12 protein-coding genes are annotated in these 15,255 nt (G+C 65.1%); 8 read left to right on the plus strand and 4 right to left on the minus strand.

Translation table 11 applies throughout. The features are described from left to right. The first annotated feature begins 142 nt into the window (after nt 1-142). Nucleotides 143-739 carry a DNA-3-methyladenine glycosylase I gene (locus V8683_RS16945; protein WP_411188125.1) on the plus strand — a complete coding sequence of 199 codons (597 nt, stop codon included), beginning with the start codon at nt 143-145 and terminating at the stop codon, nt 737-739. 148 nt (nt 740-887) lie between these two features. On the opposite strand, the gene rpsU is transcribed toward V8683_RS16945, so the two are convergent. The 3 genes from rpsU to V8683_RS16960 all read right to left on the minus strand — a co-directional run bounded on the left by rpsU (nt 888) and on the right by V8683_RS16960 (nt 4,376). Next, nucleotides 888-1,100, minus strand: coding sequence for a 30S ribosomal protein S21 (rpsU, locus tag V8683_RS16950; RefSeq protein ID WP_006401410.1), 213 nt, complete (start codon nt 1,098-1,100; stop codon nt 888-890). Between the two features lie 426 nt (nt 1,101-1,526). Continuing rightward, the gene (locus V8683_RS16955; RefSeq protein ID WP_411188122.1) at nt 1,527-2,468 is read right to left on the minus strand and encodes an aldo/keto reductase; all 942 of its coding nucleotides are present in this window, start codon (nt 2,466-2,468) and stop codon (nt 1,527-1,529) included. 78 nt (nt 2,469-2,546) lie between these two features. Next, nucleotides 2,547-4,376, minus strand: a complete 1,830-nt coding sequence (locus V8683_RS16960; RefSeq protein ID WP_411188121.1) for a tetratricopeptide repeat protein — start codon at nt 4,374-4,376, stop codon at nt 2,547-2,549. Between V8683_RS16960 and V8683_RS16965 the strand changes: the two genes are divergently transcribed. From V8683_RS16965 to V8683_RS16990, 6 genes are all read left to right on the plus strand, one after another. After that, on the plus strand, nt 4,367-4,771 hold the full coding sequence (locus V8683_RS16965) for a hypothetical protein (protein WP_411188119.1): 405 nt from the start codon (nt 4,367-4,369) through the stop codon (nt 4,769-4,771). The genes V8683_RS16960 and V8683_RS16965 overlap by 10 nt on opposite strands. Beyond that, nucleotides 4,771-6,270: a flagellin N-terminal helical domain-containing protein gene (locus tag V8683_RS16970; RefSeq protein ID WP_411188117.1), complete on the plus strand. Its 1,500-nt coding sequence runs from the start codon at nt 4,771-4,773 to the stop codon at nt 6,268-6,270. Before V8683_RS16965 ends, V8683_RS16970 begins: the two co-directional genes overlap by 1 nt. Before the next feature lie 118 nt (nt 6,271-6,388). Then, entirely contained in the window at nt 6,389-7,963 is a 1,575-nt protein-coding gene (fliD, locus tag V8683_RS16975; RefSeq protein WP_411188115.1) for a flagellar filament capping protein FliD, read from the plus strand. Between the two features lie 15 nt (nt 7,964-7,978). Then, on the plus strand, nt 7,979-8,302 hold the full coding sequence (locus tag V8683_RS16980; protein ID WP_411188113.1) for a flagellar protein FliT: 324 nt from the start codon (nt 7,979-7,981) through the stop codon (nt 8,300-8,302). Nucleotides 8,303-8,489: 187 nt separating this feature from the next. Beyond that, a complete protein-coding gene (locus tag V8683_RS16985) occupies nt 8,490-11,330 on the plus strand; it encodes an O-linked N-acetylglucosamine transferase family protein (RefSeq protein WP_411188111.1) in 2,841 nt (946 codons plus the stop codon). A 21-nt stretch (nt 11,331-11,351) separates the two neighbouring features. After that, a complete protein-coding gene (locus V8683_RS16990; RefSeq protein WP_411190471.1) occupies nt 11,352-12,719 on the plus strand; it encodes a sulfotransferase family protein in 1,368 nt (455 codons plus the stop codon). A gap of 17 nt (nt 12,720-12,736) precedes the next feature. On the opposite strand, the gene V8683_RS16995 is transcribed toward V8683_RS16990, so the two are convergent. Then, on the minus strand, nt 12,737-14,068 hold the full coding sequence (locus tag V8683_RS16995; protein ID WP_411188109.1) for an ATP-grasp domain-containing protein: 1,332 nt from the start codon (nt 14,066-14,068) through the stop codon (nt 12,737-12,739). A gap of 306 nt (nt 14,069-14,374) precedes the next feature. Here V8683_RS16995 and V8683_RS17000 point away from each other — a divergent pair, with 306 nt between their 5' ends. Continuing rightward, on the plus strand, nt 14,375-15,193 hold the full coding sequence (locus V8683_RS17000; protein ID WP_411188107.1) for a hypothetical protein: 819 nt from the start codon (nt 14,375-14,377) through the stop codon (nt 15,191-15,193). The last annotated feature ends 62 nt before the right edge of the window (nt 15,194-15,255 follow it).

The raw sequence follows: 15,255 nt of genomic DNA on the forward strand, positions 1-15,255 counted from the left end.
GATGGATCGTGCCGCAGAGACTAACGGGTCTGGGGCATTCGCACAATTGGCCGGAAGGCCAGGTGGCGGCGCACCCACTATCCGCTATGCTGGCGGGGCCCGACCGAACTGGATGGACGGAACCCAAGGCAAGGAGAGAGCCGTGACACACCGCTGCAACTGGGCGACGACCGAATCGCTCGCGCACTACCACGACACCGAATGGGGCGTGCCCTCGCGCGACGACCAGCACCTCTACGAAATGCTCGTGCTGGAGGGCGCGCAGGCCGGCCTGTCATGGTCCACGATCCTCAACAAGCGCGAAGGATACCGGCGCGCGTTTGCGGGCTTCGAGATCGGGAAGGTTGCGCGTTTCACGCCAAAGCAGGTCGAAACGCTCATGCAGGACGCGTCGATCGTGCGCAACCGGGCCAAGATCGAGTCGGCGATACTTAATGCGCGCGCCGTGCAGCAGATTCAGGCCGAGCACGGTTCGCTCGCGAAGTTCATCTGGTCGTTCGTGGACGACACGCCCATTCAGAACGACTGGCCGTCGTATCGCGACGCGCCGGCTTCCACCGAAGTCTCGGACGCGCTCAGCAAGGCGCTGAAGCAATACGGCTGCAAGTTCGTGGGAACGACGATTTGCTATGCGTTCATGCAGGCAGTGGGTATGGTCAACGACCATGAACGCGACTGCATGTGCCGCGCGGGATGCGCCGCTCAAGGCAAGAAGCGGCGGGCGACAAGCAAGACCTGAACACGCCGGGCACCGGGCGAATCGTCCAATGCCGCCGAGAAGCCGCAATAGAGCGCGGCAATCGAAAAGCGGCAGCGCAAAACGCAAACGGCGGCGCAGCTTCATGCGAAGCATGCGCCGCCGTCTGGCAGAAAAGCGCGAAAGAAGCTTAGTGGAGCTTCTTCGGCAGCATCTGGCTGCGCAGGCGCTTGTGCAGGCGCTTCACAGCAGCAGCCTTCTTGCGCTTGCGAACGGCCGTCGGCTTTTCGTAAGACTGACGCTCACGCAGCTCGGCGATCAGGCCATTCTTTTCGATTGCACGGCGGAAGCGGCGGATGGCCACTTCAAACGGCTCGTTTTCCTTCAGAAGAATCGTCGTCATGTATTTCCTAACTCAATCATTTGATACGGTTCAAAGGCGCAAGCGTCAATCGCTCGCGCACCGGCCCTCCGGTCGTTCGCCGCATGGGGGGGCGTAACGAAAGGCAAGGCGGCCACGGAGGCCGGAAAAGAGAAGTAGGGGGTTCACTGCGGAACGCGACCAGGCTTACCTTGCAGCTTCACGCCTGACCGCCGGTTTGCGGCCGCCAACAGTAACGAACACGGCAACAAAACAGGCAAAGATCTCAATTCACTCTCAATGATATCAGGAAACGATCTTGCCGACCACATTTTCTTGATTCTTCTCAGGCACTTGCGCGCCTGAACCCATACGCAGCGTTCCGGAGCTATTTATCCGCGGATATCGGCGGGCGGCTACCGCATGCCGCAGCCGCCCGTGTTGCGCAACATTGCGCGCCATCGCGCATCAGGCACTGGCGTCGTTGAGTGCCTGGATGTCGGCCGGATCGAGCTTCAGGTGCACGGCGGCCACGAGGCTCTGCACCTGTTCGAGCGAGGTCGCGCTGGCGATAGGCGCGGTGATGCTCGGCCGCGCGATGAGCCACGCCAGCGCCACCGCCGCCAGCGTCGCGCCGTGTCGCTGCGCAACGTGATCGAGCGCCGCGAGGATGCGCACGCCGCGGTGATCCAGGTACTTCTCCACCCGCGAGCCGCGCGCGCTCTTCGTCAGATCCTCGCGCGAGCGGTACTTGCCGGAAAGGAAGCCGCTCGCGAGGCTGTAATAAGGCACGACCGCGATCTGCTGGGCGAGCGCCACCGGCTCGATGTCGGCCTCGTAGTGCGCGCGGTCATACAGGTTGTATTCCGGCTGAATGATCTGATAGGCCGGCAGCCCCGACTTGCGCGACACCGCAAGGGCTTCTTCGAGGCGGGCGCCGCTGTAGTTCGACGCACCGATCACGCGCACCTTGCCGGCCTCGATGAGCCGCTGGTAGGCGGTCAGCGTCTCGTCGAGCGGCGCCTTCTGGTCGTCCTCGTGCGAGAAATACACGTCGATGTAATCGGTCTGCAGACGGCGCAGCGAATCCTCCACCGCCACCGTAATATTGGCGGCTTTCAGGCCCGGCCGGCGCGGATCCTTCGCCACCTTCGTTGCGATCACCACTTTCTCGCGCTTGCCGCTTTTCGCGAGCCACTTGCCGATGATCGTTTCCGATTCGCCGCCCTGGTTGCCCGGCACCCACGCCGAATAGACGTCGGCCGTATCGATGAAATTGAGGCCGGCGTCGGTGAAGGCGTCGAGGATCGAGAACGAGGTGGCTTCGTCGGCGGTCCAGCCGAACACATTGCCGCCGAACATGAGGGGCGCGACCTGCAAGGCCGACGTGCCGATCCTGCGTAGTTCCATGATTTCTCCAATGACTGGGGCAAGATTGAAGCTATGGAGCATACGCCGGACCTGCCTCGCGTGCAGGACGCCCGGATGCTACGTGCCGCCCGCTCCGAACGTTTCGACACACGCCTTGCGCACCGCCCCGACGAGCGCCGGCCAGCCGCCGGCCTGCGTTTGCCGGAACACGCGCACCGTGCCGGGATACCACGGGGAATCGTCGCGCCCTTGCAGCCAGCGCCAGTCCACGTCGTGCCCGGGCAGCATCACCCAGCAGCGCTTGCCGAGCGCGCCGGCAACATGCGCTGTGGACGTATCGACGCAGATGACGAGATCGAGCTGCGAAACCACCGCCACCGTATCGGCGAAGTCCTGCAATTCCGCGCCGAGATGCAGCAGCGGCTGGTTCGCGGGAGGCGACTGCGCCTCCTCTTCGCCCTGCCCCTTCTGCAGGCTCACGAAGTTGAGACCCGGCACGGTCCAGAGCCGCGCGAACGCGGCGAGCGACGGCGCCGACCGGTACGCGTCGTTGTGATGGCGCGGATTGCCCTTCCACACGAAACCGATGCGGGGCCCCGGCGGCAGCGTGTCGAGCCGCTCGCGCCAGCGCGCCTGCAACGCCGGCTCGGGCTTGAGCCAGACCGCGTCGGGAATGGTGTCGAGGGTCGTGCCCACATGCAACGGGACGCTCATGAGGCTCGTCCAGCAATCGAATCCGGCTGACTTCTCCAGGGCTTCGCTGTGATCCATCACGCCATCGACCGATTCGTGCGCAGCAAAGATCCGGTGCAGTTCGCCGCGGCAGCCGACCTCGATGCGCGCCGCGCCGCTTGCCTTGAGCAGCGGCAGGTAGCGGCCGAATTGCAGCATGTCGCCAAGCCCGTCCTCCTGCCAGATCAACAGGGTACGGCCCGCGAGCGGCTCGCCTCGCCATTGCGGGCATTTCAGCATCTTGCCGCTCGCGTGATGGATGAAGCCGGGCCGCTCGTAGCGCGCCTCGTAGAGCGGCCAGCCCTCCTCGAAGCGCCCGGTGGCCAGCAGCAGCACGGCCAGGCCGAAACGGGCGTCGCCGTAGTTGGGATTCAGCGTCAGCGCCGCGCGCGACGCGATCTCGGCTGCGGAAATCCTGCCCAGCTCCTTCATCACGCTGCCGAAGTTGTGCCAGGCTTCGGCCAGATCCGGACGCAGCTCGATCGCCCGGCGAAACGCGTCGGCCGCCTCCTCATAACGATTAAGGGCGTGCAGCACGCAGCCGATATTGTTGTGCGCCTCAACGAAGTCCGGCCGGTACCGCAAGGCCTCCCCATAGGCGTTCGCGGCCTCGGACAGACGGTTCTGCGCCTGCAGCGCCGTGCCGAGGCGGTAATGCGTCTGAGCGTGGTCCGGGTGCATCCCGAGCACCTGGCGGTACGAGCACTCGGCCTCGGGGAAACGCTTGAGCGCGGCGAGCACCACGCCCAGGCTGCCGTGGACTCCGGCATGGTCCGGGCGCAGCGTCGCGGCCAGCCGGTAGGTCCGCTCGGCCTCTGCGAGGCGGCCCGTCGCTCGCAGGATATCGCCAAGCTGATTCAGCGCTTCGACATGATGCGGCGAGATCGCGAGCACCTGGCGCCAGGCCCCCTCCGCCTCCGCGGTGTGCCCCCGCGCTTTGAGCAGGATGCCGAGATGATGGTGCGCATCGGCGAAATCGGGCTTGATCTCCACGCACTGCCGCCACCAGGCCAGTGCGTCGTCTTGACGGTCGAGACCCAGCGCGGCGACGGCCGCGACGTTCAACGCCTGGGCGAGCCCGTCTGGCGTGGCGTCCCGAGGGGCGTCGAGTACCGGCTGAAGCAGCGCGAGGGCGTCGGCGAACCGGCCGGCGAAGCAGAGCGTCAGCGCCTGCTGCTGGCGCTCGGGAAGGGGAAGATCGGACGTTGGAAGCACGGAAGCTGGGCGGCGGGTTGATCCATTGCCTGGGCGCGCCGCCTTGCCGGCACCCCGCGCGGCGAGGCGAGCCCACGACGAAGGATACGACAGCGCCGCGCTGGGCCATGGGCGGAAAAGGGCGAAATCCGCGCGCCAATTCGAACGATTCCGGCAGCGGCGAGCCATGGGCAACCGCCAAAGGCGGGGCAACGACCCTGCGCGAGCCAGCCGCCATGCACTACGCATTGACGCGCGCGGGAACGTCCGCCGCGGCGCCCTCCGATAAACGTCCGATCAATATTTTCCTCAAGTTTTCCGGCCGGTACGCCGACAACCAGGAAAGCGGCAGACAACACGCCCGCGTTTCTGCCCTGTTCAACATGATGATTCTGTACCCATCCGGGAGAGAGTAATGCTCACCATTAGCAGCAACGTCAATTCGCTGATCGCTCAGGAAAACCTGAACAGCTCGGGTAGCGCGCTGACCCAGGCCATCACGCGCCTGTCGTCGGGCAAGCGCATCAACAGCGCAGCAGACGATCCCGCAGGTCTCGCCATCTCCACCACGCTGCAATCGTCGATCAACGGTCTGACGCAAGGCGTGTCGAACGCGAACGACGCGGTGTCGATGGTCGAAACGGCCAGCACGGGCCTGAGCCAGATCACGACCAGCCTGCAAACGATCGGCCAGCTCGCCGACGAATCGGCTGCCGGCACGCTGTCGTCGACCAACCAGGCCGCGCTGCAACAGGAAGTGGCGCAGCAGGTCGACGAAATCAACCGCCTCTCCTCGCAAACCACGTACAACGGCATCAACCTGCTGAACGGCACGGCCGGCAACGTTTCGGTGCAGATCGGCGCGGACGTCGGCCAGACGATCTCGATCAACCTGAGCCAGGGCGTTTCGGCAGCTTCGATCGGTAGCGGCGCTGTGTCGTCGGGTACCGTGGTGGGCTCGGTGAGCGGCCTCGACCTGACCTCGACGGGCGCGGCAAACTCGTCCGGCGGCGCGGGCGCGATCACGTCGATCAACATCGTGGCGAACGGCACGGGCGGCTTCACGTACACCGACCAGAACAACCAGGCGATCAGCAGCTCGGTGGCCGCCACGTTGTTCACGGTCACGGGTTCGCCGAACGGCATTTCGACCATCAGCCTGTCGTCGAGCACCAGCAACGGTCTGAGCCTCAACAACGAACTGGGCGCCATCAACGCCGCAACCGGCAGCGCCGCGGGACTCCCGACGACGGCTGGCACGGTGTACGGCACGCTGTCGGGTCTCGATATCAATCCGACCACGGGCAGCACGGCCTCGGCCGGCACGGCCAATGCCATCACCTCGATCACGGTCGAATCCAACGGTGCGGGCGGCTACTCGTTCTTCGACCAGAACGGCAACCAGCTCAGCAGCACGGCTGCAAGCGCCATTTTCGGCAGCACGGCAACGGCATCCACGTCGACCGCACTTGCGTTCAACGGCGCCACCCCGTACAGCACGATCTACGGTAGCGCCTCCACGGGCGGCGGCACGTCGACGGCCAGCGCCACCGATCCGACGTCGCTGCAGTCGATCAACTACCTGAACCAGCCGTCGTCGATCGCCAACGTCGACGTCAGCACGACGATGGGTGCGAACCTCGCGATCGAATCGGTCAACAACGCGCTGGCCTCGATCAACAACATCCAGGCTACGCTCGGCGCAGTGCAGAACCGTCTGACCGACATCTCGACGTCGCAGCAAGCAGAGTCGACCGACCTGTCGAGCGCGAACTCGCAGATCATCGACGCGAACTACGCTCAGGAAACGGCGAACTACACGGCCGCATCGGTCGCGCAGCAAGCGGGTATCTCGGTGCTCGCGCAGGCAAACTCGCAGCCGCAACAAGTGCTCTCGCTGCTGCAGAACCTGTAACAGGCAGTCGTAGCATGTAGTATCAGGCGCGCCGCGGAGCATTCACGCGGCGCGCCCTTGTCGTTTTATTCGGCCAACATGCTGGTCGTATCGTCGAGCGCCAGTACGGAGTTTCTCCATGACCACCATCAGCGGAACCACCTCGTCCACCTCCAGCACCAGTTCCGGCACCACCACGACTGCCGCGCAGGCCGCCGCATCGGCCCAGGCCGCCGCCGCCGCCGCGCTCAAGACCGCGGCCGAGTCGATCATCGGCCAGGGAACCGGCGACAGTTCGCTGGACGTCTCGACGCTCGTCTCGGCGCTCGTCACCTCGAAGGTCGCCGGGCAGACGGCCGAACTGAGCGCGCAGGAAGCCACCGACAACGCACAGATTTCCGCGTTCGGTCAGTTGCAGTCCTCGCTCTCGAACCTGCAGACCGCCATCCTGCCGCTCTACAGCGGCGCGATGCTGACGGCCTACTCGGCCACGACGAGCGGCACCGGCATCACGGCCACGGCGGGCATCAGCGCCGTCGCAGGCACGTATTCGGTCGACGTCACGCAACTCGCCACCGCGCAGAGCCTCACCTCGAGCGCCTTCACCACGTCGGCTGCCGCCGATGTCGGCACGGGTAGCCTGACGGTCGGGGTGGGCAGCAGCTCGATGACGGTCAACATCACGTCGTCGGACGAAAGCCTGAGCGGCATTGCGTCGGCGATCAACACGGCCGACAACAATCCGGGACTCACGGCTTCGGTCGTTACCGGCGCCAATGGCCAGTATCTCGTGCTCACGGCCGACTCCACGGGCGCGGCCAATACGATCACGATTACGCCCGGCGCGGGTGCGAGCTCCGGGCTCCAGAGCCTCCAGTACCCGCCGGCAAGCTCGACGGGTTCATCGAGCTCGACGATGTGGACCCAGACGTCCGCCGCGCAGGACGCCGACCTCACGGTGAACGGCGTCGCCGCAACCAGCGCAAGCAACGCGGTCACGGGCGTCATCACGGGCGTGACGCTGAACCTGACCGCGGCGGCCGTGGACACGAGCAAGAGCGGCACCGGGACGCAGACGCTCACCGTCACGGCCGACACCGCGACCGAGATCTCGGACATCAGCAACTTCGTGACGGCATATAACTCGCTCGTCAGCACGATCAGCACGCTAACCTCGTACAGCCCCTCGAGCTCGACGTCGAGTTCGAGCTCGACCAGCGGCCCGCTGATCGGCAACGCGCTCATCACCTCGCTGCGCAACGCGCTCGGCAACATCGTGGGCAGCAGCGTGTCGAGCAGCGGCACGAAGGGCACGCTTGCGTCGCTCGGCATCACGCTGAACAACGATGGCACGCTGTCACTCGACACGAGTACGCTGGATTCCACCGTCGCCAGCAATCCCTCCATGGTGCAGTCGTTGTTCAACCTGTCGAACGGCTTCGGGGCGCAGCTCAACAAGACGATCACGCCGTACACGCAGACCGACGGCCTGATCGACTCCAGCGTCAGCGGGCTGACGAGCAACCTCGACAGCCTGACCTCGCAGACCAACAGCCTGACCGCCTACTCGAACGAACTCACCTCGCAGTACGAATCGCAGTTCACGGCGCTGGATGTGCTGATGACCAGCTCGAACCAGAGCGAGCAATATCTGACTTCGCTGTTCGGCAACTCGAACAGTGCGGGCGCGTACTCCAGCAGCTCGTCGAAGTAACGGGGGAAGGACACCATGGCCGAATCGCACGCTCATGCCGATCAGACCCAGTTGGTCAACCAGGTCTACGAGCTGACGCTCGAGATCGAGACAGCGGTACAACTGTCCGACTGGCAGCGTGCGGCGCGACTCGCGCTCGAACGCTCGCCGATGGTGCATGCGATCACGGCCGTCCAGTCCCCTCCGGCGCTCGCGCTGATCCGCGCCGTCCAGGCCCTCGATGCGGCAAGAGTCGAAACGGTACGCGCGGCGCGGGAAGCGCTGGCCCGCTCATACGATCAGGCCAAGGCCTCCGTGGGTGCCGCGCGGCAATATCAGCGCGTAGCCCGGTTTTTCTAGTCCGCCGCGCCGTCCCTCGCTGCCGCTTCGCCGGACCTCCCCGCCCCCGCCTCGCCGCGGGCGGCGAACAGGAGGCCGATCCCCCTTCTGCTTGACCAATCGACGTCCTGGCGTCCCGCATAGACTGTATGCAGGAAGAATGCGGGCGCTCGCGCCACGCCGCCGACACGCAAGCCGAGGGAAACCCATGACCATCGAAGCCGAGCTGCAACAGGCCATCGCTCACCACCATGCCAACCGGATCGAGCAGGCCGGGCAGCTCTATCACGCCATCCTCTCGTCCGAACCCGACCATCCGGACGCGAACCACAATTTCGGCGTTCTCCTGCTGCAGAAGGGCGATGTCACGGGAGGCCTGAGTCATTTGCAGGCCGCCGTTTCGGCCGCGCCGGAGCGGCGCAATTTCTGGGTCAACTACGTCAACGTGCTGACCCTGAGCGGGCGGCAGGAAGAGGCGCAGCGCGCAAGCGAAGCCGCCAGGGCGCACGGCTTCGTCATCGGCACGGCGGGCGTTGCCGCGCCTGCCGCAGCGCCGGAAAGCCCGGAGCCCCTCGAAACGCTGACGCAGCAAGGCCGGCACGACGAAGCCGAGGCGCTGGCCCGGCAACGGGTCGAAAACGACCCGGACGACGCGCTCGCATGGAAAACGCTGGCCTACGCGCAATTGCGGCGCGGCGATCTTGCCAGGGCACTGGCACCGCTGGAAGAAGCCGCGAAGCGCCTGCCGGACGACGCGGAACTCGACCGCCACCGCTACGCCGCGCGGGCCATGCACGACGGACTGGCGCTCGAAGCCTGTCGCGAATACGCGGAGGCCGCGAAGCGCTTTCAGGCCGTGGTCGACACGTATCCCGATCACCCCGACGCGAACCACCGCCTCGGCGCCATGGCGATTCATCTGTGTCACCCCGAGGACGCCATCCCGCTGATCGAGAAGGCCATCGGCGTCAACCCCAATAATCTGCAGTACTGGGCGCACTACATCGACGCCCTGCTTCAGGCCGACCGCCTGAACGCCGCCTGGCTGGCGCTGAACATGGCGCAGAAGCGAGGACTGACCGGCCCGCAGATCGACAAGCTGATCAGCCTCATGACCTTCGTGTCCACCGGGCAGCTACTCAAGGTCCCGCGCCCGATCGCCGCCGCAGGCGCAAGCGCGGCGGCCGACGCCCCGGCCGGTTCGGACGAAGCCGCGACGCAAACTACGCCCGTAGAGGCCGATCTGCGTTTGACGCCCGAGGACGAACAGCACCTGCACGAGCTTGTGAAGCTGTATAACGCCGGCGACATGGAGACCGTGTTGAAGCAGGCGCAAGTCGTTGCGCGCCGTCTTCCGCGGCATCCCTTCCCGGGGAAAGTCCTGACACTGACCTACCACCGCCTCGGCCAGTACGATGTCGCGCTCGAGAACGGACTGAAGACGCTCGAACTCTCGCCCGACGACCCCCAGGTACTGCTTATCGTCGCCGGCTTGTATCAGGTGCGCCACAACATGCGCGAAGCGGCCCGCCACTGCGAGCGGCTGGTGAAGCTGGCGCCGGGAAACAGCGAAGCGCTGCGGCTGATGGGCGTGATCAAGGTCGATCTCGGCGAACTCGACGAAGCCGAACGTCTGGGCCGCCTCGCAATCGACATCCAGCCCTCCTCGCTCGCTTACAACTCGCTCGGCGTGGCGCTGATGAAGCAAGGCAGGCTCGACGAAGCCGGAGAATTGTTCCGCCGCAGCAGCGAACTCGATCCCGACGTACCGCTCCCCTACCACAATTTCGCGTTCTGCTCGACGCACAACGAGAAGCTCACGCCGCAGGAAATATTCGCCGTCCATCGGCGCTTCTCCGCGCACTTCGAGGCGCCGCTCAAGCCGCACTGGCAACCGCACGGCAACAGCCGCGACCCCGAACGTCCGCTGCGGATCGGCTTCATCTCCGGCGATTTTTGCCATCACGCCGTGGCCAGTTTCATCGAGCCCGTGCTCGGCCCGCTCGGCCGCGATCCCGGCCTGTCGCTGCACGCCTACTCGAACACCAGCATCATCGACGAGGTCACGCCCCGGCTGCGCCCGCAGTTCTCGACGTGGACCGACATCGTCGGCATGGACAATCGCAGGGTGGCCGAGCAGATCCGTACCGACGGCATCGACATCCTGATCGATCTGGCCGGCCACACGGCCAATAACAGTCTGCTCGCGCTCGCCCACAAGCCGGCGCCCATCCAGGCCTGCTGGATTGGTTATCCGGGCACGACCGGCCTCGACGCCGTCGATTATTTTCTCGCCGACCGCTTCTGGGTGCCGCCCGCCCAGTTCCGTGATCAGTTCACCGAACAGATCGTCTACCTCCCGGCGCTCGCCCCCTTCGAACCCGAGCGGCTGTCACCGCCCGTCAACCTGCTGCCGGCCCTGCACAACGGCTACGTGACCTTCGGCAGCTTCAACCGCCTCGACAAGCTGCGCCGCGACGTGATCGCCCTGTGGGCGAAGCTGCTGCGCGCCTTGCCCGACGCCCGGCTCGTGGTCGGCGCCATGCCGACCGACGGCAGCACCGGCAAGCTGGCCGAGTGGTTCGCGGAGGAAGGCATCGCGAGCGAGCGCATCGACTACAAGCCGCGCTCGAGCGTTCCCGTGTTCCTGCAGCAGCACCATTTCGTCGACATCTGTCTCGACAGTTTCCCGTTCTCGGGCCTCACCACGGCGCTGCATTCGCTCTGGATGGGCCTGCCCACCGTGACGCTGCCGTCGCACACCGTGCCGGGCCGCAGCGGCCTGACCGCGATGTCGCACGCGGGCCTGACCCAATGCGTCGCCATCGACGAGGACGACTACGTGCGCAAGGCCGTTGCGCTCGCATCGGATCTGCCGGCGCTCGCCGCGCTGCGCACCGGCATGCGCGAGCGCTGTGCCGGCACGCCGATGTTCCAGCCCGAGCGGATCGCGGAGAGCGTGAGCCGCGCGCTGCGCACCATGTGGCGCCGCTGGTGCGCGAACCTGCCCGCCGAGTCGTTCGAGGTCGAGCCGAGCGACAAGCCGTAAAGGAAATCGAACGTGTCAGCCATGCCCGAAAATCCGGCCCCCGTCCAGGCGCAAGCTATCTTGCAGGCAAAGCAGGCGATTGCGAACGCACCGCACGACGCCGAAGCCTGGCATAAACTCGGCTGGGAACACGAAGCGCGCGGAGAGCTCGAAGAAGCCGTGACCTGCTATAGCAGGGCCGTGCAGTTCAAACCGCTCGCGGACGGCTCGTACAACAACCTCGGCAACTGCCTGAACGCATTGGGCCACTTCGACGAGGCGTACGCCGCGTGGCGCACGGCCATCCAGTTGGCCCCCGGCTGCTCGATGTACTACCGCAATCTCGTGCAGTCGAAGGCACTCGCGCCCGACGATCCCTGCTTCGAGTCGCTCGAAGCCCAGATCCGGCAGGCCGCGCGCCTGCCCGCCAGCGCGCAAGCCGATCTGTTTTTCGCCTATGGGCAAACGCTCGCGGAACAAGGGGAGCACGAGTTCGGTTTTGCGCAGATCCTGCGCGCCAACGCCGTTTATCGGCCCACCTTCACCTACGACGAAAACACCGTGCTCAGTGTTTCCGCGCAATTACCGAAGCTGTTTACGCGGGACGTGATGCGCGAGAAGCGAGGTCTTGGCGACCCATCGGAAATACCGGTGTTCGTGATCGGCATGCCGCGTTCGGGATCGACGCTCGTGGAGCAGATCCTCGCAAGCCATCCGCAAATAGGCGGAGTCGGCGAGCGCACGGACTTTGATAATGCGCTGTCGTGGTTGCTCTCGACGAGCCGGGCACAGCCGACGGGCGCATTCAGCCTCGACAAGCTCTCCGAAGCAACGCCGGCTCAGTTGCACGGACTCGGCTCCAACTATCTGCAGCGTCTCGCCCAGGCAGTCCATGCCAGCGGCGAGGCCGGCCCCGCGCGCGTGGTGAACAAGTACCAGTACAACTTCATCCACGCGGGCCTGATCCATCTGGCCTTGCCGAACGCGCGCATCATCCACGTGCGCCGCTCGCCGCTCGACACCTGCCTCTCCATTTATTCGCGCTGGTTCCACGACGTTCCGTTCGGCTATGACCTCGGCGAGTTGGGCCGCTACTACCGTGCCTACGACACCCTGATGGCCCACTGGCGCACCGTACTGCCCGAAGACGTCATGCTGGAAGTGTCCTATGAGGAACTGGTGGCCGACACCGAAGGCGAGGCGCGCCGCCTGCTCGCGCATTGCGGCATGGAATGGGACGCACGCTGCCTGGAGTTCTACCGGACGAAGCGCTCGGTGACGACGGCCAGCGCGGCGCAGGTGCGCAAGCCGATTTATCGCACTTCGATCCGCCGCTGGCGACCGGACCTGCGGGTGTTGCGGCCGCTGCTCGAAGGTCTGGGGCCCGAGCTGGCTGCGACGGTGCAATAGTTTAATAAGCAGGAAAACTAGGCGACCATGCGCGAAGCCTGCATACGCTCGAACGCATCCAGAATGCGCTGCACGTAGACGTTCTTGTGCGCGAGCGGGCCGCCGCTCGCCTCGCGATGCACCAGCATGGTCGCGTTCGCTTCGAAGACAAGTACCCGCCCGTCCGGCAGCAGCGTGAAGTCGATGCCGCCGTAGTCGAGTGCGAGGCGCTGTCCAATCGCCTCGATGGCGCGCAGCGCGCGCTCGCCGAGCGCCACGCCCATGTCTTCGAGAAACCGCCGTTCTTCTTCGAGCTTCCGCGCCTCTCCCGTCATCTCTGCCGAGAAGTAATGGACCATCCAGTGCCGGGAAATGGCAAGGTGATAGGGGTACGGCCGCCCATCGACGAACACGACGCGATATTTGCGGTAGTAGCTGTCCGCACTGCGAAAATCCTCGAACATCGTCAGATAGCACGGCGCGGCGTGCGCTTGCAGCGCTGGCCAGAGCGTATCCATCGATGCATGCAGCACGAGCCCGTCACCGCCATGCGTCGATAACGGCCGCATCAGCAGCGGGAAGCGGAACGACGCCGCGGCGAGCCGCAGCGCAAGCTCCCTGGCCGATGCGGGCAGCTCGTCGAGCCGCAGGCAAAGCGCCGTCGTCGCATTGTCGATACCGGCCAGCAGTTCCGGCAGACGATGCCGCTGCGTCGCGGCGACGGCCGATGGGCGATTGAGAAACGGGCGGCCACAATGCCGCGCGAACGCCTCGACACGCGCCGTGATCGGCACGGCGATGTCCGGCTCGCCGATCGCATTGAACACGAGATCGTAGGGCGGCAGCGTGGCGTCTTCGCTCTCTTCCGCAAAATCGATTGCGTATTTGATGCGGTAGCTCGTCTGCGGCGGCAGCAGCGTGTCGAACGGCACGTTGCCCGACACCTGTCCCGAGCAGAGAATCAGTACGCGCCGCGGCGCTCCCTCGAACGGCTCGACGTAGATGCGCTGCAGCGCGTAGGCGTGGCGCCGGCGCGCGTCGGATTCGGCCGCGTGGCCAAGCCGGTCGAGCACGGCAGCCAGGTTCTGGTGAGCCATCGCGAAGTTCGGCGCGAAGGCAAGCGTGTGTCTGAACCAGTGCAGCGCGGCCGCATTGTTGCCCTTCATGTAATACACCGTGGCCACGTTGTAGAGCGCGATTCCGGGCGCTTCGCGACCCATGTCCGCGAGCATTTTGAAGGTTTCGACGGCGATGCGATGCGCCTGCGCGCCCGTGTCGTTGCCGATGGCCTGCAACGCGTTCGAGAACGCGTCGTGCAGCGCAGCGTTGGCGGGATCGGCGTCGAGCTGGCGGCTCAGCTGGACGAGCATGGCAGGGGATGTGCCATCGGACATCTCGGCGGCATCTGCGCCGGTACGGGGGGGTGAAGGCGAAGCCATAGTGATTCCCAGATCCTGGACGGGCGAGTATCGGGCTCACACCGGGCTCACACCGGCCTCACCGCAGAGATAGCAGGGTACATCGGCGCTATCGCAATCTATTCCCGAATTGAGCCCGAAAGGCGCGTCTTCTCAGCCGATCAGTAGTGTTCCCTGCGCTCCTATACTGCGATGGTCCGGACGAGTCACTAGTCGACCTCCTCACCGACTCGTCTACCGCCGCAGGCTCGATGCGCCATGAAAAATCATATTTACCAGATCTATTATTCCGACGCGACGCACGCCCAGATCGACCCGGGGTTCCTGCCGCTCGACAACACCGGACAGCGTCCGGACTGGTACGAGTATTGGCCAATGCGGCGTTTCCTGGGCGAAAACGCTCTGGATCCGGAAAGCCGCTACGGCTTCCTGTCACCGAAGTTCTTCGAGAAAACGGGCTTGACGGCCGCAAAGGTCAATGCGTTCCTCGAAACCGTGCCTGATGACGTGGACGTCGTGACGTTTTCGCCGTTTTTCGATCAAGCAGCGTTCTTCCTCAATGTTTTTGAACACGCGGCGGCGTGCCACCCCGGCATCGGCCCTGTGATCCAAAGCGTGATTCAACTCGTCGCACCCGGGCTGAACGTCGGCGAAACCGTGATGAGTTCGGTGCAATCCGTGTTCTGCAATTATCTGGTCGCCAAGCCGGCGTTCTGGCAACAGTGGCTGGAGACATGCGAGCGCATTTTCGCGGTGGCGGAAGCGGGCGACACGGAACTGGGGCAGCAGCTCAATGGCGACGTACGGTACGAGAATCAGCGCGGACCTGCCAAGACTTTCATTATTGAGCGCATGGCTTCGCTGCTTATCAGCACGCAGTCCCATTGGAAGGTGCGCGCCTACAACCCGGTGACCTTGCCCATAGCAAGCAAGGCGCTGGGCAAGTTCGGCGAGGATCTGCTGGTACTCGATGCGCTGAAATACATGGCGAGAGAGACCGGGTCTCCGCAGTATTTCGTTGCCTATCTGAGCAGGCGGCATGTGCTTAATGAGCGGCTTAAGACGATGAGTGTCTGAGGGCTGGCTGCCTGAGCGGCGCCGAAATCAATTCGGCCGGTACACAGGCACTATGCGCGCCG

It is taken from the genome of Paraburkholderia sp. AV2 (assembly GCF_054968425.1).

Bases quoted from the DNA above. Each gene is read 5' to 3' on its own strand.
- rpsU (WP_006401410.1), bottom strand. From the start codon at position 1,100: ATGACGACGATTCTTCTGAAGGAAAACGAGCCGTTTGAAGTGGCCATC.
- V8683_RS16955 (WP_411188122.1), bottom strand. From the start codon at position 2,468: ATGGAACTACGCAGGATCGGCACGTCGGCCTTGCAGGTCGCGCCCCTC.
- V8683_RS16970 (WP_411188117.1), top strand. From the start codon at position 4,771: ATGCTCACCATTAGCAGCAACGTCAATTCGCTGATCGCTCAGGAAAAC.
- fliD (WP_411188115.1), top strand. From the start codon at position 6,389: ATGACCACCATCAGCGGAACCACCTCGTCCACCTCCAGCACCAGTTCC.
- V8683_RS16980 (WP_411188113.1), top strand. From the start codon at position 7,979: ATGGCCGAATCGCACGCTCATGCCGATCAGACCCAGTTGGTCAACCAG.
- V8683_RS16985 (WP_411188111.1), top strand. From the start codon at position 8,490: ATGACCATCGAAGCCGAGCTGCAACAGGCCATCGCTCACCACCATGCC.
- V8683_RS16990 (WP_411190471.1), top strand. From the start codon at position 11,352: ATGCCCGAAAATCCGGCCCCCGTCCAGGCGCAAGCTATCTTGCAGGCA.
- V8683_RS16995 (WP_411188109.1), bottom strand. From the start codon at position 14,068: ATGCTCGTCCAGCTGAGCCGCCAGCTCGACGCCGATCCCGCCAACGCT.
- V8683_RS17000 (WP_411188107.1), top strand. From the start codon at position 14,375: ATGAAAAATCATATTTACCAGATCTATTATTCCGACGCGACGCACGCC.